The sequence below is a fragment of the Hyphomicrobium sp. DMF-1 genome, assembly GCF_027886585.1.
GTDB lineage: Bacteria > Pseudomonadota > Alphaproteobacteria > Rhizobiales > Hyphomicrobiaceae > Hyphomicrobium_C > Hyphomicrobium_C zavarzinii.
The window spans coordinates 1,416,181-1,435,632 of record NZ_CP115706.1 but is presented as its reverse complement, the minus strand read 5'-3'; the positions used below and the strand labels follow the sequence as shown (position 1 = coordinate 1,435,632).

Here is a 19,452-nt window from a genome sequence, read left to right as displayed (position 1 = left end):
GGTTCCATCGGTTATGCTCGATCAGAGCATTGAGCGTACAAAAAGAATCTAGTTGAGACGCCGGCGATTTTCCAGGCCGTTGCTGAAAATATTTGCAGACCCGCCGCAGCAATGCGCAGCGCGGCGAGTCTAGCTACGCACGGGTTTCACACGCACGCCCGGAGCAGGCCGCTCCAGCAGCACCTCGCGCCGGAAGCGGAACAGCTTGGCCGGACGCCCGCCGGTTTGCGTCTTGACCTCGCCCGTCGGCTCCACGAGACCGGCGCTCTCGACGAGCCGGCGGAAGTTCTGTTTGTGCAGATGCGGGCCGAGGATGGCCTCCACCGTCTTCTGCAGCTCGAACAGGGTGAAATCGTCCGGCATCAGCTCGAAGATGACGGGGCGGTATTTGATTTTCGCGCGCACGCGGCCGATCGCCGTCGCGAGGATGCGCCGATGATCGAAGCGCATGGCAGCGCCAAGCCGGGGCGCGGTGACGCCCCAGGAGGACGCAGATTCGCGCCCATCGCGCCGGGCCTCCTCGACGAGCCCCGCTTCGTAAAGCAGCTCGAAACGATCGAGCACCTTCTCCTCGTCCCACGCTCCGCCATCGAGGCCGAAGCAGATCCGCACGCGATCCTCGCGCTGCACGGGCCGCGCAGGTGCCGAGCGCAGAACAGGCCGCTGCGCCCACTCCTTGAGCCTGGGCTCGATCTCGGCGGAGAGAATTTCGGGTTTGCCTTTGCGCCAGTCTTCCCACGGGAAGAACTGATACCAGCTGCGCCAGGAGCCATGCTGCAGATCGCGCGCATGTCCCGTTTCGGTCAGCGCGAGATAGCCGATGGAAACCACGTGCGGAGAATGATCGGCGGGCTCTGCGTGCCGCCCGCGATCGCCGAACGTGTAGAGCTGTTCGACATAGCCGAGACCGAGGCCCGTCTGCTCCTCCACCCAGGCACGCAAGCCGCTTTCCAGCGTGCGATGTGCCACGGGCGAGAAGGGACCGAACGGAAGCCCGTCCGTCGCGCTCGCGCTATCCGTCTCGTTGCGGATCACGAGCACGACGGGCTCGTCGTCGATCACAGCAACGATCGCGGCATTGAGCCCGATTTCCACGTTCGCGGCCTCAGGGCGCACCGCGGCGTGGAGTGCTTTTTCTGCGCCGGTTTCTCCATCGTGAAACCGCCGCTTGATGTTTGCATCTGTGACCATGGCATCCGCTCCTGATTGCCCGCTAAACGCCGATCGTGGCGATTTTCGGAACCAACGGAAGCGGGATTTTCTTTGCGAAACAGGGAATAAAATCGAAAGCTTCCGCAAAGCCCCAAAACACGCGTTATTGCGCTTGGCTGAGGTCGGAAAATCTCCGAAGAAAAAGATGCTGCGCATCTGCCGCAGGCAGCGGTTCGAGAGCGATCAGCTTCCGCTGAATCGACTCTCCCAACCTGGTAGGCTCACCAAAGTAGAGCAGCGCTTCATCGCGTGCGAAACCGGCGAGCCCTGTCGCTTCGTAAAATGCGGCGATGCTGTCGGCACGCTTGATCTTCGCCGTGATGGCCTCCGGAAGCCGCGGCGGCAGTGAAAAACGCCGGTGAATGGCCTCGAGCAGCTTCAATTCGAACGATTTGTAGTCGAGACCGATTGCCGTTTTGAACGGGCTAATCAAATCACCGATCACGTACTCCGCGGAATCGTGAAGCAGAGCCGCGAGCCGCCACGCCTGCGGCCAATCCGGATTGAGATCCTCCGCGATCTCCTCCACCAGCAGCACATGCTGCGCGACTGAGAACGCATGCGCCCCCTGCGTCTGCCCGTTCCACCGGGCAACGCGCGCGAGGCCATGCGCGATATCCTCGATCTCGATATCGGCGGGCGAGGGATTAAGCAGGTCCAGCCGCCGCCCGGAGAGCATTCTCTGCCAGGCGCGCGGAACGCGGGTCTCGGGCTCGGATCCAGGCTCGCTCATCGCAATTCAAGCCGTTGGTGGAACGAAAGCGCGCTGCAGCTTGGCGCACGCTTTGTGGCGCGGGCATCCGGTTAGATGATCGTTCACCATGCCCGTCGACTGCATGAATGCGTAGAGCGTGGTGGGACCTACGAACCGGAACCCCTCCTTCTTGAGCGCCTTGGAAAGCCGCACGGACACATCCGTCGAAGCCGGAACCTCGCCCACCTTGGCATAGGCGTTGATGGCGGGCTTCCCGCCCGCGTGATGCCACAGGAACGACGCGAGCGACTGCCGCTTTCTGAGCACGAGATAGGCTTTCGCGTTGTCGATCGCAGCCAGCACCTTGAGGCGGTTGCGCACGATTCCCTCGTCCGCCATCAACCGCGCGATGTCCCTCTCGGTGTAGCGCGCGATGCGAGCCGGATCGAAATCATGAAACGCGCGCCGGAATGACTCGCGCTTTCGCAGGATCGTGATCCACGAGAGCCCAGCCTGAAAACCTTCGAGCAGCAGCTTTTCGAACAGGCGCTGATCGTCCGCATGGGGCACGCCCCATTCCTCATCGTGATAACGCGCGTAGAGCGGATCGTCGATGCCGGCCCAGGGGCAACGCGCCAGCACGTCGGCGTCAGGCGATTTCATGCGGAGCCCCGAGCTGAAAGGTGGCGAACGACGGAAGCACGACGCGAAGCGGAAGACCGTTCACGGTCACCAGCGTGCCGCCGCGCTGCGCTTCTGCCACGCGGTCGAGCCTCAGGAGAGCAAGCCCGCGCTGGCCCGCAACAGATCCGAGACGGCCGATTTCAGCCTCCCCAACCAGAACAGGGAGCGGCCCCTGTGGCAGCTCCTGGTCGGCCTCCACAGGCACCACCCGCTTGCGAACCGTGGTGCGATGCTGCATGCGCGACACCACCTCCTGGCCCACGTAACAGCCCTTGTCGAACGACACGCCGTTCAACTGGTCCAGCAGCGCCTCGTGCGGAAACGTATCGCCGAACACGAAATCCCGCCCGCCTTCGGGAACGCCGAGCGCGATGCGATAAGCGTCATAAGCCTCCGGTGACGCGTTCACTGCATCCCCGGCATCACGCACCGCGGTCACATCCGCGATGAAACGGCTCCCGAGCGCCGGAAGACGCGGATCCGCATAGACCAGCGCACCAGCCGGAACGTCGGACGGCACGGTCTCCCCGCCCCAAGCAGCGCCGACGGCGAAGTCAGCCGACACGTCGCGGATCTCTGCCTGCGCCCTGAGCTTGTACATCGAGAGCCGCTTGACGAGATCTCCCGTCTTCTCCCGCAGCGTATCGAGGAGAAAGCCGTCCCCTCTCTTCACCACCAGGAAGTCGAACAGCATCTTGCCTTGCGGTGCGAGCAGCGCCGCATAAAGCGCGTGCGCTTCAGCGATCAGCGCGATGTCGTTTGTGATCAGTCCGCCGAGCAGCTTTTCCGCATCGGCTCCCGTGACGGAAACGACACCGCGATCCGCCAACACCGTCACATGGGACCTCGTTGTTGCGGTCGTCATGGGCGTCTCTCGAATACGCGACGATAGCTCGGCTCAGCGGTCGCGGCGGCCGCTGGCCACGCGCTTCTTGAGAAGCTCCTTCTCGGCCCCAGCCTCCTGCGACACCGGCGCCGGTTTGGCAACGGGCTTCGCAGCCGAAGCGCCACCCTGGGCCTTCGCCGTGATCGGCTTCTGGCAGGCCCACGCCGCCACTTCGTCGATGTCGTAGAAGCGGCAGGCTTCCATCAGCATGCGGGCTTCCGTCCACATGTCGCCGTCCACCATCGGCATGAAGAGATCGTGGACATTGTCCACGCCGAGATAGCAGCGCACACCCGCTTCCCTGAGCTTCACGAACGGCGCGATCGAGTTGTGCAGCGGCGCCGTCATCGGCAGCTGCTTCATGCTGAGGGCCGCAGACGGGCAGATGATGATGCCCATATCCGCTTCCTTCACCTTCTCGATGATGCGGTCCTGCTCGCGATCTTCCTTGGCCGAGAGCGAGATCGCGTGCACGCCGAACACGCGGCCCTGCATGCCGTGCTCAATGGTCTTCTCCGCGAGAAGCTCGGTCTCGTTCTCGAGCGGATTGTTCTCCTGGTCGATGTGCACGTCCACCGGCTTGCCGAGCTTTTTGGCGAGCGACAGCACCACGTCGAGATGCTTCTCGGGCTTGGGCCGGTCACGCGAGGGCAAGCCGCCGCAATAATCCGCGAGCTCGCAGGCTTCCGCATACTGCTCGAACGAGGCCGGATCGAGCACGCCCTGCAGCGGCTGCACGCCCACCTCGAACTGGATGCGCCCCGCATACCGCTGCTTGACCTCGAGCGCCGCCTTGATCGGAAGAAGGCCGACGGTGCTGTCCGCGTCCACCATCGTTCGGCAGTAGGTTGCGCCCTGATGGATCATGGTCTCGACGCCGCGGCTGATGCGCTCCACGAGATCGTCGTGCGTGTAGTTCTCCTTGAGGTAGCGGTAGAGCTCCCACTTCTTCTGCATGTCGACCTGGCTGAGCCGCAGGTTCTCGTGCGTGATCAGATACGCCTTGTCGAAATGCGCGTGATGATTGGCGAGACCGCCGAGACGCTCTGCCGCCTGAAGGAACCGGAGCCTAAGGTTCCAGGGTTCGCTGTCGTCGGCGAGGCGGTAGCGATAGGTGCCGCGCTCGGCATCGATGATGATCTGCTCGAGCGTCGCGATGCCCACGTCGGCATCCGTGATGAGCGGAATTCCGTTCTCGATGGAGAGCTTGCGGATGAGCTTCGCATCCGAGCTCTCGTCGTAGTCCTCGTCGCCCGTGAGCACGTTGATGACGAGATCGAACCGGTTGGCCTTGAGGAACGAGAGAATGTTCGGCGAGCGCCCGTCGGTGATCTTGTGGATCTCGGTGCTCTTGATGCCGTTGGCAACGAAGAAGCGGTGCGTGCCGGGGGTCGCGTAAAGCTCGACATCGAGTGTGAGAATGCGCCGGATGGCGGGAAGCATGCGCTTCTTGTCCTCGGGGCGTCCGGCGCTGATCAGAAGGCTTTTGCGGCGCTGGCGTCCGAGGAGCTTCAGGTTGAAGGCCAGAAGCTCGAGTGAGATTGCGTTGCTCATTTTCCTGACCTCGTTTGTTGCGATAAGCGCTGGCTCGCGCGTCTTAACCCCGCGGAACGTCGCCGCGTGGTGGTCAGAATCGCACCTTATTGTAGTTGCCGCGCCAGCACCACCGGATTGCGTGGGCCATCCACGGTCGCCCGGCAGACAGAAGCTCGCCGACGTCGCCATCGGACATCCGCCCGCGTCCTGTACGCGAAGCGGCGCGGGCCTACAACGTCCGCGGAGGTTTAAGTCGTCGCACCCCCACGGAACGCTGGAATTCAGATGCCTTGATCGGCAGGCTTCGCCTCGGGCGCGGCTCCGTTGGCCGGCGGAGCAGCCGCATCCGGCTGAGCGGCGGCAGGCGGCGCCTCCGGCGCAGGCTCGCTAGCCTGCTGCGGCTGAGCCTTTGCGGCAGGCGTATAGCCCGGCGGCATCACGGTACCCGACTTCGGCAGGCGCTTCATCACGTATACGACCGTCGAGGCGTTGACGTGCTGCGCGAGATGCACGACGTGCTCGTTGTGCATCCGGAAGCAGCCCGACGAGGAAGCCGACCCGATCGACTTGGAATCGTTGGTACCGTGAATGCGGTAGAGCGTATTGCCGAGATAGATCGCCTTGGCGCCCAGCGGGTTGTTGAGGCCGCCCGTCATGCGGACCGGCAGGCCGGGCTTGCGTTGGCGCATCTCCGCGGGCGGGATCCAATCCGGCCAGTCCTCGATGCGCGACACCCGCTCGACGCCGGTCCAGGCGAAGCCCTGCTTGCCGACGGCGATGGGATACACATAGGCCGCGCTCTGCGAGAGCGTGTAGTAGAGCTTGCGTCCTGCGGTATCGATGACGATGGAGCCCGGTGCGAACCCGTTCGAGAAGCTCGCCGTTTGAGGTGCCTTCGCCGAGATGGACGGCCGCCCGCCGCCCTGCATCAGATCGACCGGCTTCATCATAGCCGGCCCCGCACCGAGATAGGACGGCTTGGAGCTGGCGGGCGGGCCACCCCACATTCCATACTGGCTGAGGCCCTGCGCGGCTGCCGGAGCAGCGGCTCCGAAAGCAACAAGCCCGGCGCCGAGAACGAGCGCGGAAATCCTGAACCCAAACATCATTCAACCTCGAAGTACGCTGACCCGACCGCACCGACCAATAAGGGCACGGTCACTTACATGGGGGCACTATATCGAACCTTCCAGATACCTGCATCCCCACAGCGGAATTGGTTGATACCGTTTAAGAATAGAGGACTGCAACGCAAGGCGCGTCATGCCGCAGCTCGCCTCACGGGAAGAATGTCCGCCCCTTGCCCCGTGTGCCGCGAAATACCTCTACTGGTACTTCCGGAACGTGTGCCAGGTTCCATCCGCTCCGATAGCAATACGCCACCACGCCCATTTTTTCGCATCCCGCATGGACTTGGCAGCCGCGGGGGGCACGAGGCGATAGAGATCCACCTCCTCCTGAGGCTTCAGGCTGTCGAGCGGAAGCTCGGCCAGGTACGGCCAAACGTAGACCATCGTGTTTTCGGGGTCTTTCCCGATGGCGAGACGCGCTGGAGGCAGCGCCAGCAGGTTCGCGATGGCCGCGAGCACCTCCCGCCCCTCTCCGTCGGCCGAGATCTTCTTCCAATACGCGATCGGATCCTTGTTCGCGTCCTCGCCGAAATCCGGCTTGATCTCGTTCCACTCGATGGCGCCCTTCAGCTCCGCCACATCTCCGGCGTGCACGGCTGCAAGGATCTGCTCGCGCATATCCGCCACGTTCGGAGGCAGCGCGCCATGGAACGCCCGCTCCTCGGGCACCACCTTTTCGGCAGCGCCGCTTTTTTCCGCGACCGCCGCTTTTTCCCCCGCAAGCGCCTGAAAACTTGAGGTATTGGCATGGACAAGGCACAGCGCCGCCGCTACCAATGAAAGCGCGCCAAGACTGCCGTTTGCGGCTCGCCGCTGGGTGTGCATCGTGGTGTTTTGCTTCGAGACCGCCCTTTGCGCGTCGGGAGCGCGTGCGATCCCATCCACAGCGAATGCGAGCACCTTCGGTTCGTAACCCATGAGGCTCTGATTTCCCTTCCATCGACCTGGGTCAGCCAGGTCCCATTCGAGGTGCAATGCCGGAAGTCGATATAGCGCTGTCGCCAAGGTGGCGCGCATGCAGCTAGTCCCCAACCTGCTGATCATCCCCGTTGGAATAGTGATCGGTGTGCTTGTCGCGGCTCCAGTCGGTCCCGTCAACGTACTCTGCATACAGCGCGCCATCGAACGCGGCTTTTGGGGCGGCCTCGCCGCCGGCATCGGCGCCATGCTGGGCGACGGCCTCATCGCTCTCTTCGCCAGCCTCGGCGTCGGCGCCATCTCGGGCGCCATCGAATATCACCGCCAGACAATCCAGATCGTAGGCGGCCTCGCGCTGATCCTGTTCGGCCTCAAGCTCTACGTCGCGCCGCCGCGCTTGATGAGCGTTCAGGCCGAGGGCGAAGGAGCAGCGTCCCTGCGCGACTATGCCTGGGACATCCCGAAAACGTTCTTCCTCACCATCACCAATCCCGGCGCCGTGCTCGGCTTGTTCGCCATCTTCGGCGGCATCAGCACCTTCGTGGAGGTCCACAGCTACGTGGACGCCCTGACCATGGTCGCGTCCATCATGGGCGGAAGTTTCATGTGGTGGCTCGGCCTCTCGCGCCTGATCGGCCGCCTGCGCCACCGCTTCAGCCCGGCGCATTTGGCTTACACGAACCGCATTTCGGGCGTGCTGCTGATCGGCTTCGGCGCCCTGCTGATAGGCGAGATGGTGCTGAAGATGTTGACCTGAGACAGGGTCACAAACGGAAAAACCCGGCCGCATGGCGGCCGAGTTTCAAGATCCTAGACGACGGAAAGCAAAGAAAACGAGCTTACTGCACGTTGCGATCGAGCGTGAATTCGCCCATTTCGATCCGCCGCTCGAGCCCGACTGCGAGCTTCTTGACGGCATCCTCTCCATAGAGAGAGACAAGATCGGTCAGCGCCGTGAACAGAGCGGCATAGGCCATCTGCTCCGGTGCGACCCCACTTTCCGTCCCTTCGTCCCAAGCCGCGAGAATAAGGCTAAGCGCGCGGAAGCTCAGGTCTTCGGACGAATTGAGTTCGATATGAGTAGCCATCACAGTCCTTCCCCCAGGAAGCTAATTCGAGAGCCAAGCCAAGCCACCCCTCGCCTCACGACTCTCGACCCTTGCAATTCGTACACCTAACACGGTGAACCTTGGCGACCAGACCCCGCGGTAATTCACAGTAAACTACCCGCTACCCTCTGTTTCGTGAGAACGCCGCCGCCGCATGGCGCTCGTCCTACCGAGTGCACTGAAGTTAAGGCGTATTCTTCACCAGTCCGTCGCCAATTTGAATGCCCTCGGCGAGGAAACGCTCGATGGACGACTGCGCCGTCGGCGTGCACGTCACATAGGTGCGCCGATAGCTGCGATAGCCTTGATTGAAGCTGCGTGTGAGGCGCGCCCGCCGCAACGCAGTGCCCCCTTCCGTGTCGAGCAGCTCTTTCATCCGGTCACGCCATACCTGCCCATCGTTCGCACTGCAAAGTTCGCGCAAGTAATGGACAGCACCCAGAATTTCGGCGAGCCGCATCAGCTTGTCGTCGTAGGGCTTGGTATCCCCCGGCGCCGCGACTGCGCCGCTCGCTCCGCCGCCCACGAGCGAGAGAGCAGCGCCGAGCGCCAGCAGCATCCCTTTGATGGAGGGCCGCCTCAGGCGCGGAAATTGCGGTTCGAACCCAGTCACGTATCGGCTCTCTCGGTTGTGCAAGGGAGTTTATCACCGATTCTGACCCCAGCATGGCGGGAATCTGGGAAAGCGCGGGCGGCACTAACCCTTGTGCTGGCGCGATTTACCATGTCCGCCACACCTCTCGCCCCGTGCGGAATTAGAGGATATTGTCTGCCGGCGCGCGATTGCGGCGAACCGCACGGGTGGGGTCGAACGACAGAACGTTCGATCGGATCGCGCGCATTTGTGTGGGGGCGAAATCCGGAGATTGTGTACTCCGCGTTTCGCGTTGCGTGACGGGAGTAGAGTATGGGTTACCGAGGCGAAGATCTGGATCTGAGGACGCCCCAGGCCGCGCCAGGAGACCATGCCCAGCCGCAACAGGCCGACCCGTTTTTCGTAAGCCAAAGAACGCGTCCCTCCGCCGGCGCACCGCGCGGCGCCCCGATCTGGGTCGACGAAACCGTACTCGACTGCTGCAACCACGCCTTCGACGTGGCGGCCGCCCACCGCGCCAACGAGGTGCGCATCGAGCATCTCATCTACGCCCTCACCCGCACCGAGGACGCCGCCGAGCCGTTCGAAATCCGCGGCGTGCGCGTCGCTGCCTTGCGCCGCGAGGCCGCGACCGTCATCGCAACCGAGATCCCGGCCGCACCCGGCAACGGCAAGACCGTGCCGAGGCGCGCCGAAGCGCTCGAGGAGGTGCTGAGGCTCGCCGCCGCTCACGCCTACCGCAAGCAATCCCCCGTCAGCGTCGCCGACGTTGTCTACGCGCTGTTCGACAGCGGCGTCGAGTTCGCGAGCCTGGGGCGGCTCTTGCCTGGCGTCTTCCCGCGCACTCTGGCCGCCCCCATGCCGGAGGCTACGCTCGACGTCGAAGCCGTGCGCGAGCGCGTTCGCAGCGCCGCCGCCGTGCCGCCTCAGCCCTCTCGCACCATTTCCTCTGACTTGGCGAGCCTCGCGGCCGCTCAGGCGCAGACCCAGCAATCGCGCATCGACACCCTCGAGCAATCGGTGCGTGCCCTCACCAGCGACTTGGCAAACGAGAGAAAAATCTTATCGGGAGTGCTGCAAGATCTGCAGCGGGAACTCATGGCTCAACGCGAAGAAGCGACCCGCCTCGGCGGCCTCACGCACGAGAAGATCCAGACCGTCTTCGGAGACCGCTTGCAGAGCCTCGAGCAGGCATTTCTATCGGCACGCAACCCGGTGTCGGCGGACTTCGGACCGCTTCAGGACCGCCTGGGGTTGCTGGAGCGCGCACTGCAGGCCGAGATCTCGGTGACACGCGCCGCGGTCGAATCCCTCGCCGCGAAGCAGACCGTGGATCTGGCACCGCTTCTCGATCGCCTCGAAGCCATCGAGGAAGCCGCCCTTGAGGAACGCGAGCACGCGCGCACGAACGAGCAGGCCTTGAACGCCAGCATCCAGGCCCTCACCGCCGGGCTCGAGCGTCAGCCGGGAGAGATCGCAAACCTCGTCTCGCCCCCCATCGTCGAGCAATTGAACGCCGCCGCCGCGGCGCGCGACGCCCAGCACACGGCCGCAACCGACAGCCTGGCGGAAGCCCATCGCCGTCTCGGCCTCTTGGAGGAGGCGCTCAACGCGCACGCCGCGCGGGCCGAGAACGCCGAAAGCCTCGCCGCGCAGGATCGCGCCAGCCTGCGCGACGCGCTCGCCCGCCTGAGCGAGACCATCGCCCAGGAAGTGACGAACGGACACGCGGCCTTCACGCGTCTCTCCGAAGGCTTCACGCAGGATCTCTCCGAGCTGCACGACAGCCTGGCCAAGATCAACACCAACCAGCACACGCTGGCGACCACGCTCGACAGCCAGGGGCAGGACGCGGCGGTCGCCGTCGCCACCCTCGTCGCCCGCATCCAAAGCCTGGAGCAGGCCGCGGCGAAGCCTGTGGAAATGCTGCACTCCCTCTCCACCACCGTCGAGAAGATGCACAAGGTCACGGTCGAGCGGTACTTCCGCCGGAACCGCTTCTGGTACTGGCTGTTCGGCACCGACGATTGGCTTGCCGCGAGCTGGCCGTCCCAGTCCGCGCGCATCGCCGAGGAGCTGCGCTCGATCAAGAACTAGCGCGAGGAGACGAGATTCTCCCTCGTTCTCACCCGCCGTGGAACTCTACTGCCTACTACCCACGGGCTACCTGTTGCCCGCTGCCTGCTGCCCCGACTTCATTTGCCCCGCTTCGCCCGCTGCACGGCGAGCTCGAGCGCTTCGAGGAAGCGCGATCTGTCCTGCCGCGTGAACGACGCATTGAAGCTGCCGCCTTCACCGGTCTCACGCAGATGCCGCGAGAGATCGCGCATCGCGAGCGCCATGCCGATACTCGCGTCGGTGAACGGCTTACCCGTGGGGCCGAGGGCCTGAGCGCCAGTCTTGAGGCAACGCGAGGCCAGAGGAATATCGGCCGTCACCGCGATATCGCCTGCCACGATACGGCTCGCGATCCAGTCGTCGGCCGCATCCGGCCCCTCCTGCACCACCACACGCTCGACTCTGCTGCCTTCCGGCAGCCGCATCCAGGTGTTGGACACATAGACGATCGCAAGATCGTGCCGGTCCGCAACCCGCAGGGCCTCCTCTTTCACCGGGCAGGCATCCGCATCAACGTAAATGATTGTCACCCGTCTTCCCCAACCCTCACTCGCCGTCGCCCCACTGCCTACTGCCTACTGCCTACTGCCTACTGCCTACTGCCTACTGCCCGTTACCTGCTGCCCGCTGCCGCCAAATAAGCTACACTCATTTTCATGAGCTGGCACAAAGACCGCGGGCCCGGCGAGCGCCGCGGCTATCACCATGGAAACTTGCGCGAGGCACTGATCGAGGCCGCGCTGAACCTGATCCGCGAGAAGGGTCCGGCAGGCTTCACCTTTGCCGAAGCCGCGCGGGCGGCCGGCGTCTCTCCCGCCGCACCTTATCGCCATTTCCGCGACCGGGACGCCCTCATCGCTGACATAGCCAAGCGCGGCTTCGAGGCCTTCACCCGCGCGCTGACCGTCGCCTGGAACGAAGGGCGCCCCAACGCACGGGACGCTTTCAACCGCCTCGGCGCGGCCTATCTGGCCTTCGCCAGCAGCGAGCCCGCCTACTTCTCGGCCATGTTCGAATCCGGCCTTTCGCTTTCGGAATATCCGGAAGTCCGCGCGGAGGGAGACCGCGCCTTCGCCGTGCTGCGCGAAGCCTGCGAGGCGCTGATTGCCACGCTGCCGAAGGAGCGCCGCCCGCCGCCATTGATGATGGCACTTCACATCTGGTCGCTGTCGCACGGCATCGCCGCGCTGTTCGCTCGCGGTGATCAGGCCCGCCGCCCGATCCCCATGCGCCCCGAGGAGCTGCTCGAAGCCGCCGTGCTGATCTACCTCGACGGCCTCGGCATCGGCGGGCGCTGAAACCAGACCGCACGAACGACAACACCCGCTCCTCGCCCAGCACTTGCCGGGCATGAGCGCAATTGCGATGCATATCGATGATCGGCGCGCATCCGCGTTCTTGCTCACAGAGCCTTGATCCCGGCCGCTCGTGCCAAGCATGGCGCCGGGATGACGGCCCTGGGAGGAGAGCCGCTACCCGCGCAAATGGCGTCACCCCGACGTAGGTCGGGGTCCAGACACGCTGAAACGAAGGCCTACTTCTTCTCGGGTGTCACCACGCGGATCGAAAGCTCGCGAAGCTGCTTCGGCGAGACCTCACTCGGCGCACCCATCAAGAGATCGTTAGCCTGCTGGTTCATCGGGAACAGCGCCACGTCGCGCACCGTCTTGGTGCCCGTGAGCAGCATCACCATGCGCTCGATGCCGGCTGCCATGCCGCCGTGCGGAGGTGCGCCGTACTGGAACGCGCGCAGCATGCCGCCGAAGCGCTCCTCGACGACCTCAGGCCCGAGCCCTGCGACGCCGAACGCGGCGATCATCGCATCGGGGCGATGGTTGCGCACGCCGCCCGATGCGATCTCATAGCCGTTGCAGACGATGTCGTACTGGTAGGCCTTAATCTTAAGATAGTCCTCCGGGCTCGTCGCCGCCTGGAGCGTTTCGAGACCGCCCTGGGGCATCGAGAACGGGTTGTGCGAGAAGTCGATCTTCTTCTCGTCCTCGTTCCACTCGTAGAACGGGAAGTCGACGATCCACGCGAACGCGAAGCGCCCTTCGTCGACGAGCTTGAGCTCGCGGCCCACCTCATCACGCGCCAGCCCCGCGAACTTGTAGAACTTGGCTGGATCGCCAGCCGTGAAGAAGCAGGCATCGCCCGTCTTGAGGCCCATCTGCGCCTGAATGGCGGAAGCCCGCTCTGCGCCCACGTTCTTCGCGATCGGGCCGGCACCGGCAGCGCCTTCCTCCTCGCGCCAGAAGATGTAGCCGAGACCCGGCTGGCCTTCCTTCTGTGCCCACGCGTTCATGCGATCGCAGAACGCGCGCGAACCGCCGCCCGGAGCCGGGATAGCCCACACGCGCACCTTGGGATCGCGCTCAATCATCTGCGCGAACACCTTGAAGCCCGAGCCGCGGAAATGCTCGGTCACATCCTGCATCTCGATCGGGTTGCGCAGGTCCGGCTTGTCGGAGCCATACTTTGCGATGGCCGTGTCATAGGGAATGCGCTGCCAGCCGCGATCCACGCGCTTGCCGTCCGCGAACTCCTCGAACACGGAGGTCAGGATCGGCTCCATCGTCTGGAAAATGTCCTCCTGCTCGACGAAGCTCATCTCGAGGTCGAGCTGATAGAATTCGCCCGGCAGACGATCGGCGCGCGGGTCCTCGTCGCGGAAGCACGGCGCGATCTGGAAGTAGCGGTCGAAGCCCGAGACCATGAGCAGCTGCTTGTACTGCTGCGGAGCCTGCGGCAGCGCGTAGAACTTGCCCGCGTGAATGCGCGACGGCACGAGGAAGTCGCGCGCGCCCTCGGGCGAGGACGCAGTCAGGATCGGCGTCGGAAATTCGTTGAAGCCAGCGTCATGCATCCGCGCGCGCAGCGACTTCGTGATCTGAAGCCGCTTCATGATGATGCCGTGCAGCGTCTCGCGGCGCAGATCGAGGAAGCGGTAGGTGAGGCGCAGGTCTTCCGGATAGTCCGGCTCTCCGAACACGGGGACCGGCAATTCCTTGGCTTCGGACAGCACCTCGATCTCGGTCGCGTAAACCTCGATCTCGCCAGTGGGCAATTCCGCATTCGTCGTGCCGTCGGGGCGCTTGCGCACGCTGCCATCAACGCGGATCACCCACTCCGAACGCACGGTCTCGGCCATCTTGAAGGCCGGGCTGTCCGGGTCGGCAACCACCTGCGTCACGCCATAGTGGTCGCGCAGATCGATGAACAGAACGCCGCCATGGTCGCGCACGCGATGGACCCAGCCGGAAAGACGCGCCGTGGTCCCGATGTCGCCAGACCTCAGCGCCCCGCACGTATGAGACCGGTATCGATGCAGCGTCCCCTGAGCCGCCCCTGCCTTGCCCACGCCCGCTTCCGCCTTCTTCCCGTCTGCCATCTGCCAATACCTTGAGGCCCCGATCCAAACGCCGGATCGAACAGATCCGGCGTGCCCGTGGCTATACCCCTGATTGAAGTTGGCGGAAAAGCGCATGATGCCCCCGCAAAGTCAAGGCTTTGGGGACCGTTCCGGCAGACCGGAGCGGGCAACCCGGGAGCCGCGCTTGCAAGTTCGAGAAAGCCGATTTTGAATCAGTCTCTTAGGTGAAAAGAGCCCGTCGGCATCACCCCCCGCAGCGAGGCAGTCAGGACGAGCCTGGGGAAGCTGCCCAAAGCCGCCTTGTCCAAGTTGTCTGGCTTCGGTCGATCGGCGGGTTCAGACCAGGACCAGCACCACCAGCCACATCGCCACAGACGCCGAAAACAGCCCCGCGCTGAGCTTCAACTTTCCGGAAACCTCCCGGAATTCACGCTCAAGCGTCCCCAATTCCGTCAAACGGCGGCTAACGGCCTCGAAAGTCCGAAAAGCTTGATAATCCCCTTTCGAATTTCCATCGACCGCATCGAGCCGCGTTTTCAAGAAATCAAATCGGCGCGAGAGATCGTCGATCTTTGCAGCGCGAGCCTTATACTCCCGTTCCTGAAATTCGGAAAACCGGTAGCTCCGCGATGCGTCCTCGCGCACCTCTGCAATGTCGCCTTTCAAAATCTGGATTTCCCGGCCGAGCGAGCGGATCTCCAGAATAACCTGATCGAGCTTGATGGCCGTATCGGAGACGAACGCATCCCGCGCGATAAGCTGCACTGCGGGTCCGGTCGCCACACGCTTGAATGGATTTTCTGCGATCATATAAGGCTGAAGCGCGGAGCTTCGGACACCGATCGGGCTCTTCCTGCCAAGCTCTTGCACGCCACACTCCTACGCGACACCTTAGCGGCCGCAACGCCCGCGACACGTCATGCGGGGCAACCGCACGCGGAATGGCAGCGCAAATCAATATTTTGGAGTTTCGTTTTCAGGATTTGAACAAGGCGAGAAAAATCGGAAACCGGCCAACAATAGATTGGCCTAATCCGAAACCTTCGCCCTCTAGAAATCCGTGACTGCTCGTGACCCGCGCCTGCGGAATTTTATACATCACAGGCGTTTACTTGACTAGATGTCGCACCCTGCCATTTTACTTTTCCGCCGGATTTTATTTTGGCCGGACTTGGCGCGCGCGAAAGGGCACGCCTTCAAGCGGCGAGAACCGCAAGCGAGCACGCCGGACCGGCCGAATGGACCCGGACGGCCGCGCCGCAGCGTCGTGTCTCCCCGACGCTCATCGGGGAGAAAATGCGCCCGGCGCGCACGGAACTAGCGACATCCGCGCTTCCCGTGTCTATAACCGTCGCGCAATGCGCGTCATTACCTCGACTTCTGCCCTTTCCGAAACCTGCTCCAGGCTCGCCGCCGGCGACTTCGTCGCCGTCGACACCGAGTTCATGCGTGAGCAGACGTTCTGGCCTGACCTCTGCCTGATCCAGCTCGCCGGCCCCGGCGACGAGGTGATCGTGGACCCGCTGGCGGAGGGCCTCGATCTAAAGCCCTTCTACGACCTCATGGCGGACGAGAAGGTCGTGAAGGTCTTCCACGCCGCGCGCCAGGACATCGAGATCGTCTTCTCCGAGGCAGGCCTCATCCCGGCGCCGGTCTTCGACACGCAGATCGCCGCCATGGTTTGCGGCTTCGGCGAAAGCGTGAGCTACGTCAATCTGGTGAAGAAGATCACCGGCCGCGACCTCGACAAAAGCTCGCGCTTTACCGACTGGAGCCGTCGTCCGTTGACGGAAAAACAGCTCGTCTACGCCATTGGCGACGTCACTCACCTGCGGGACATCTATACCCACCTCAAGACCGAGCTCGAGGTGACCAACCGGGAATCGTGGCTGGACGAGGAGATGGCGGAACTGACCGCGCCCTCGACCTACGAGAGCCACCCGGAGAACGCTTGGCAGCGCCTCAAGATGCGCGTCAAGAACCGCAAAGCCCTCGCCGTTCTGATCGAGCTGGCGGCCTGGCGCGAGCGCCTTGCGCAGGCGCAGGACGTGCCGCGCGGACGCATCCTGCGCGACGAAGCTCTCTACGACATCGCCAACCAGCAGCCCACGAGCCCGGAGAAACTCTCCGAGCTTCGCACGCTGAGCGACGGCTTCTCGCGCTCACAGCGCGCCAAGGAGATCGTGGACGCGGTGAAGCGCGGCCTCGAGCGCGATCCGAAGACTGTGCCAGCGCTTCCGCACAGCCAGCCCATGTCCGCGGAAGCCACCGCCACCATCGAGTTGCTGAAGGTGCTGCTCAAGGCCTCCGCCGCACGTCACCGCGTGGCCCCACGCCTCATCGCAGACGCCGACGATCTGGAGCGCATCGCGAGCGAAAAGGATCCCGATGTCCCCGCCCTCAAGGGCTGGCGCCGGCAGCTCTTCGGCGAGGATGCGCTCAAGCTGAAGCGTGGCGAGTTGGCTCTGACGCTCGCCAAAGGCGAGGTGCTCGCCATCGGCCTTCCCGAGGAGAGCTGAGCGCGGCGGCACGACACTCCGCTGCCTGTTGCCCTACTTCCTCGGATCGTACTTATGCTTCTGGCGCCATTCCGTCAGGAAGTACGAGAGGCTGTCGTCGATGGTATCCGGTAGCACGATGCGCACCGTGACCAGCTCATCGCCGGTCGCTCCCGTCGCCGCATTGCGGATGCCCTTGCCCTTGAGCCGCAGCACCTGCCCGGAGCTGGTGCCCTTGGGGATGGTGAGCTGCACCCGGCCCGACGCGGTCGGAACCTCCACCTTGCCGCCAAGAACCGCCTCGTCGATGGTGATCGGCACTTCGATCAGGATGTCGTCGCCCTCGCGCCGGAAATCGCGATGCGGACGCACCCGGATCTCGACCAGCGCGTCCCCGGATTCACCGCCCGCCACGCCAGGCTCTCCGCGCCCGCGAAGACGGAGGATCTGCCCGTCCGACACACCTTCCGGCACGGCGAGATCGAGCACACCGTTGTCCGGCAGCGTCACCCGCTTCTTCGCGCCCTGCACGGCCTCCAGAAAATCCACGTCCAGCGTGTAGCGGACATCCCGCCCCTTCGTGGAGAACCCGGCGCGGCCTCCACCGCCGCGTCCCATGCCGGAGAACAGGTCGGAGAAGACGTCGCCGAAATCCTCGAAGATCGGCCCGCCCCCACGCGACCGCGCCCCCGCGCCCTGCGGCCGATAGGCAGGCCTGCGCGGCTCGCCCGAGGCATCGATCTCGCCAGCATCGAACTGCCGGCGCCGATCGGGGTCGCCGACGATGTCATGCGCCGCCGTCACCTTCTTGAAACGCTCCTCGGCCGTCTTCGATGGATTGACGTCGGGATGCAGCTCTTTGACGAGCTTGAGGTAGGCGCGCCGAATCTGATCGTCGGTCGCGCCACGGGGCACGCCCAGAATTTCGTAGGGATCATCGGCCATGAGCGGCGTGCATCCTTAGTGTGCTTTCATCCCACAATCGCTTCGAGCCCCACCGCGCGATCCGGCTTTCCGGCAAGAAGCAAGATCCTGGACAGGGGCGGGTCAAGTGCAAAGAAAACACTCAGCGCGAGGATATGAAGGCCGGTCGGCCACTGGCTACGATAGATACGGGATCAGAAGCGCCCGAGACCAGCGCAAATTTGCGTCTGTGCTCAGCCCAGAATGCGGATCTCCGGCTCCCGTTGCACAAGCTCTGCGAGCATTCCGAAGCGCCGCCTCAGCCGTTCGCCGTCGAGCGCCTCGTAAGTCCTGGGAATGGTGAGAACGAGCTTCGGTCCCTCGTAGGAGAGCTTGGTCTCGTCGATGACGCCCGGCATGCCGATCGAGAGCATATGGGCCGCGCGAATGGCCGCGCCGATGATGCGAGCGCGTTTCTGCGCCCGCTTGCTGACCGCGAGCCGGAGCCGGGCCGAAAGATCGTCCCCCTTCGCCTCGTCCGATCCCACGTGCCGGTAGTAGACGGCGAGCGCGAGGAAGATGCGGCCGGGATGATCGATACCCGACATCCCCGAGTGAGCCACCACGTTGAGGCTTTGCTCACCCCGGTAGTCGGGATGCGCCCGCCAGCCGATGTCGGAGAGAAGGCACGCGGCATGTCTCAGCCGCCGGTCCTCCTCCGTTTCCTTGAGGCCATCCCCCTCGAACAGCGCGTCTGTCCATGAGCAGAGCTCGTGCGCATGTGCGACCGAACGGGACCTGAGGCGCGCATAGTCCTCGCAGAAGCAGAGCAACGGATCCTTGGCCTGCTCGTGCGGCGTCATGAGGCTGAACAGCAGCCCTTCGCGGATGCCGAAGACGGAGAAGATCACCTCCGAGGGCGCCAGCGCCTCGAGCAGACGTTCGAGCACCAGCGCGCCGTAGGGCACCACGTCGCGCCGCGCGCGCGCCACCTCTTCCATACCCCTGAGAGTCGAAACCTTCTTCGTCCGGCGCACAAACTGGCAGAACTCGATCGCCTCGCGCGTCGGAATGGAATAGCCGTGCATCACGCGCAGGGGGTAGTTCGTGTGCTCCATGTGCAGCTTGGCAAGCGCGCGCCACGTGCCGCCGACCGCGTAGAACGGACGCCCTCGCCCGTTGACCAGCCAGTTGATGCGCGCAACCGATTCATCCACCACCGGCAGCGCGCGCTCGATGCGGTTCGCCGTCTGGTCGATGAGACGCAGGCCGCCGAGCGGCAGGGTCGCCGCGTCGTTGAGGCGGTCCTTGTAGATGTCGATCACTTCGAGGCTGCCGCCACCGAGGTCGGCCGCGAGTCCGTCCGCATTCATGAAGCCCATGCGGATACCGTAGGCGGCGAATTGCGCTTCCATCTCGCCGGAAAGAACTTCGATACGCGTGCCGGCCGCCTTCTCCGCGCGCACGATGAAGTCGTGCCCGTCCTCGGCTTCGCGCACTGCCGCGGTGGCCAGCACACGGAGGTTCTTTACCTTGAGGATATGCGCGATTGCGCGGAACCGCCGCAGCGCCTCGAGCGCCCGCTCCACGCTCTCAGCGCCGAGATGCCCGGTGGAGGCGATCGACTTGCCGAGCCCGCACAGGACCTTCTCGTTGAAGATCGGCATGGCCGCCCGCACGGCGCCCTCGTACACCACGAGACGCACCGAGTTCGACCCGATGTCGATCACGCCGAGAGGCTCGAGCTCCGTTGCTTTTCCGCGCCCGCCGAACACCTGCGTCAAGCTCACCGATGA

18 protein-coding genes are annotated in these 19,452 nt (G+C 64.2%); 4 read left to right on the top strand and 14 right to left on the bottom strand.

The window, feature by feature from the left end:
- Window positions 1–129: 129 nt before the first annotated feature.
- The 7 genes from PE058_RS06440 to PE058_RS06410 all read right to left on the bottom strand — a co-directional run bounded on the left by PE058_RS06440 (window position 130) and on the right by PE058_RS06410 (window position 7,060).
- Complete coding sequence (locus tag PE058_RS06440) at window positions 130–1,191, bottom strand: NUDIX hydrolase (RefSeq protein ID WP_020084552.1); 1,062 nt, start codon at window positions 1,189–1,191, stop codon at window positions 130–132.
- Window positions 1,192–1,315: 124 nt separating this feature from the next.
- The gene (locus tag PE058_RS06435) at window positions 1,316–1,945 is read right to left on the bottom strand and encodes an HD domain-containing protein (RefSeq protein ID WP_020084551.1); all 630 of its coding nucleotides are present in this window, start codon (window positions 1,943–1,945) and stop codon (window positions 1,316–1,318) included.
- 6 nt (window positions 1,946–1,951) lie between these two features.
- Window positions 1,952–2,569, bottom strand: coding sequence for a DNA-3-methyladenine glycosylase I (locus PE058_RS06430; RefSeq protein ID WP_271030162.1), 618 nt, complete (start codon window positions 2,567–2,569; stop codon window positions 1,952–1,954).
- A complete protein-coding gene (gene ygfZ / locus PE058_RS06425) occupies window positions 2,556–3,455 on the bottom strand; it encodes a CAF17-like 4Fe-4S cluster assembly/insertion protein YgfZ (RefSeq protein WP_271030161.1) in 900 nt (299 codons plus the stop codon). The genes PE058_RS06430 and ygfZ overlap by 14 nt, the downstream gene beginning before the upstream one ends.
- Before the next feature lie 33 nt (window positions 3,456–3,488).
- Window positions 3,489–5,030 carry an amidohydrolase family protein gene (locus PE058_RS06420; protein WP_271030160.1) on the bottom strand — a complete coding sequence of 514 codons (1,542 nt, stop codon included), beginning with the start codon at window positions 5,028–5,030 and terminating at the stop codon, window positions 3,489–3,491.
- 263 nt (window positions 5,031–5,293) lie between these two features.
- Window positions 5,294–6,121 (bottom strand): L,D-transpeptidase, encoded by an 828-nt coding sequence (locus tag PE058_RS06415; RefSeq protein ID WP_020084547.1) that lies wholly within the window; start codon window positions 6,119–6,121, stop codon window positions 5,294–5,296.
- Between the two features lie 216 nt (window positions 6,122–6,337).
- Window positions 6,338–7,060: a hypothetical protein gene (locus tag PE058_RS06410; protein WP_271030159.1), complete on the bottom strand. Its 723-nt coding sequence runs from the start codon at window positions 7,058–7,060 to the stop codon at window positions 6,338–6,340.
- A gap of 97 nt (window positions 7,061–7,157) precedes the next feature.
- Between PE058_RS06410 and PE058_RS06405 the strand changes: the two genes are divergently transcribed.
- The gene (locus tag PE058_RS06405) at window positions 7,158–7,817 is read left to right on the top strand and encodes a LysE family translocator (RefSeq protein WP_020084545.1); all 660 of its coding nucleotides are present in this window, start codon (window positions 7,158–7,160) and stop codon (window positions 7,815–7,817) included.
- Between the two features lie 82 nt (window positions 7,818–7,899).
- Here the strand turns inward: PE058_RS06405 and PE058_RS06400 are convergent, their stop codons facing one another.
- Window positions 7,900–8,148, bottom strand: coding sequence for a hypothetical protein (locus tag PE058_RS06400; protein ID WP_020084544.1), 249 nt, complete (start codon window positions 8,146–8,148; stop codon window positions 7,900–7,902).
- Window positions 8,149–8,353: 205 nt separating this feature from the next.
- Window positions 8,354–8,782, bottom strand: a complete 429-nt coding sequence (locus tag PE058_RS06395; RefSeq protein ID WP_245257615.1) for a TIGR02301 family protein — start codon at window positions 8,780–8,782, stop codon at window positions 8,354–8,356.
- Between the two features lie 294 nt (window positions 8,783–9,076).
- Here PE058_RS06395 and PE058_RS06390 point away from each other — a divergent pair, with 294 nt between their 5' ends.
- A complete protein-coding gene (locus PE058_RS06390; RefSeq protein ID WP_271030158.1) occupies window positions 9,077–10,861 on the top strand; it encodes a hypothetical protein in 1,785 nt (594 codons plus the stop codon).
- A 98-nt stretch (window positions 10,862–10,959) separates the two neighbouring features.
- Here PE058_RS06390 and PE058_RS06385 read toward each other — a convergent pair whose 3' ends face one another.
- The gene (locus PE058_RS06385; protein WP_271030157.1) at window positions 10,960–11,412 is read right to left on the bottom strand and encodes a YaiI/YqxD family protein; all 453 of its coding nucleotides are present in this window, start codon (window positions 11,410–11,412) and stop codon (window positions 10,960–10,962) included.
- Between the two features lie 126 nt (window positions 11,413–11,538).
- Between PE058_RS06385 and PE058_RS06380 the strand changes: the two genes are divergently transcribed.
- The gene (locus tag PE058_RS06380) at window positions 11,539–12,180 is read left to right on the top strand and encodes a TetR/AcrR family transcriptional regulator (protein ID WP_020084540.1); all 642 of its coding nucleotides are present in this window, start codon (window positions 11,539–11,541) and stop codon (window positions 12,178–12,180) included.
- Window positions 12,181–12,416: 236 nt separating this feature from the next.
- Here PE058_RS06380 and aspS read toward each other — a convergent pair whose 3' ends face one another.
- Together aspS and PE058_RS06370 are read right to left on the bottom strand one after the other, a co-directional pair.
- A complete protein-coding gene (aspS, locus tag PE058_RS06375) occupies window positions 12,417–14,213 on the bottom strand; it encodes an aspartate--tRNA ligase (RefSeq protein ID WP_026867812.1) in 1,797 nt (598 codons plus the stop codon).
- Between the two features lie 378 nt (window positions 14,214–14,591).
- Window positions 14,592–15,125, bottom strand: a complete 534-nt coding sequence (locus tag PE058_RS06370; RefSeq protein WP_271030156.1) for a hypothetical protein — start codon at window positions 15,123–15,125, stop codon at window positions 14,592–14,594.
- 488 nt (window positions 15,126–15,613) lie between these two features.
- On the opposite strand from PE058_RS06370, the gene rnd reads away from it, so the two are divergent.
- A complete protein-coding gene (gene rnd, locus PE058_RS06365; RefSeq protein ID WP_020084537.1) occupies window positions 15,614–16,774 on the top strand; it encodes a ribonuclease D in 1,161 nt (386 codons plus the stop codon).
- A 33-nt stretch (window positions 16,775–16,807) separates the two neighbouring features.
- On the opposite strand, the gene PE058_RS06360 is transcribed toward rnd, so the two are convergent.
- Window positions 16,808–17,698 (bottom strand): DnaJ C-terminal domain-containing protein, encoded by an 891-nt coding sequence (locus tag PE058_RS06360; protein WP_020084536.1) that lies wholly within the window; start codon window positions 17,696–17,698, stop codon window positions 16,808–16,810.
- A 212-nt stretch (window positions 17,699–17,910) separates the two neighbouring features.
- Window positions 17,911–19,446, bottom strand: a complete 1,536-nt coding sequence (locus PE058_RS06355) for a Ppx/GppA phosphatase family protein (protein ID WP_245257614.1) — start codon at window positions 19,444–19,446, stop codon at window positions 17,911–17,913.
- Window positions 19,447–19,452: the final 6 nt, after the last annotated feature.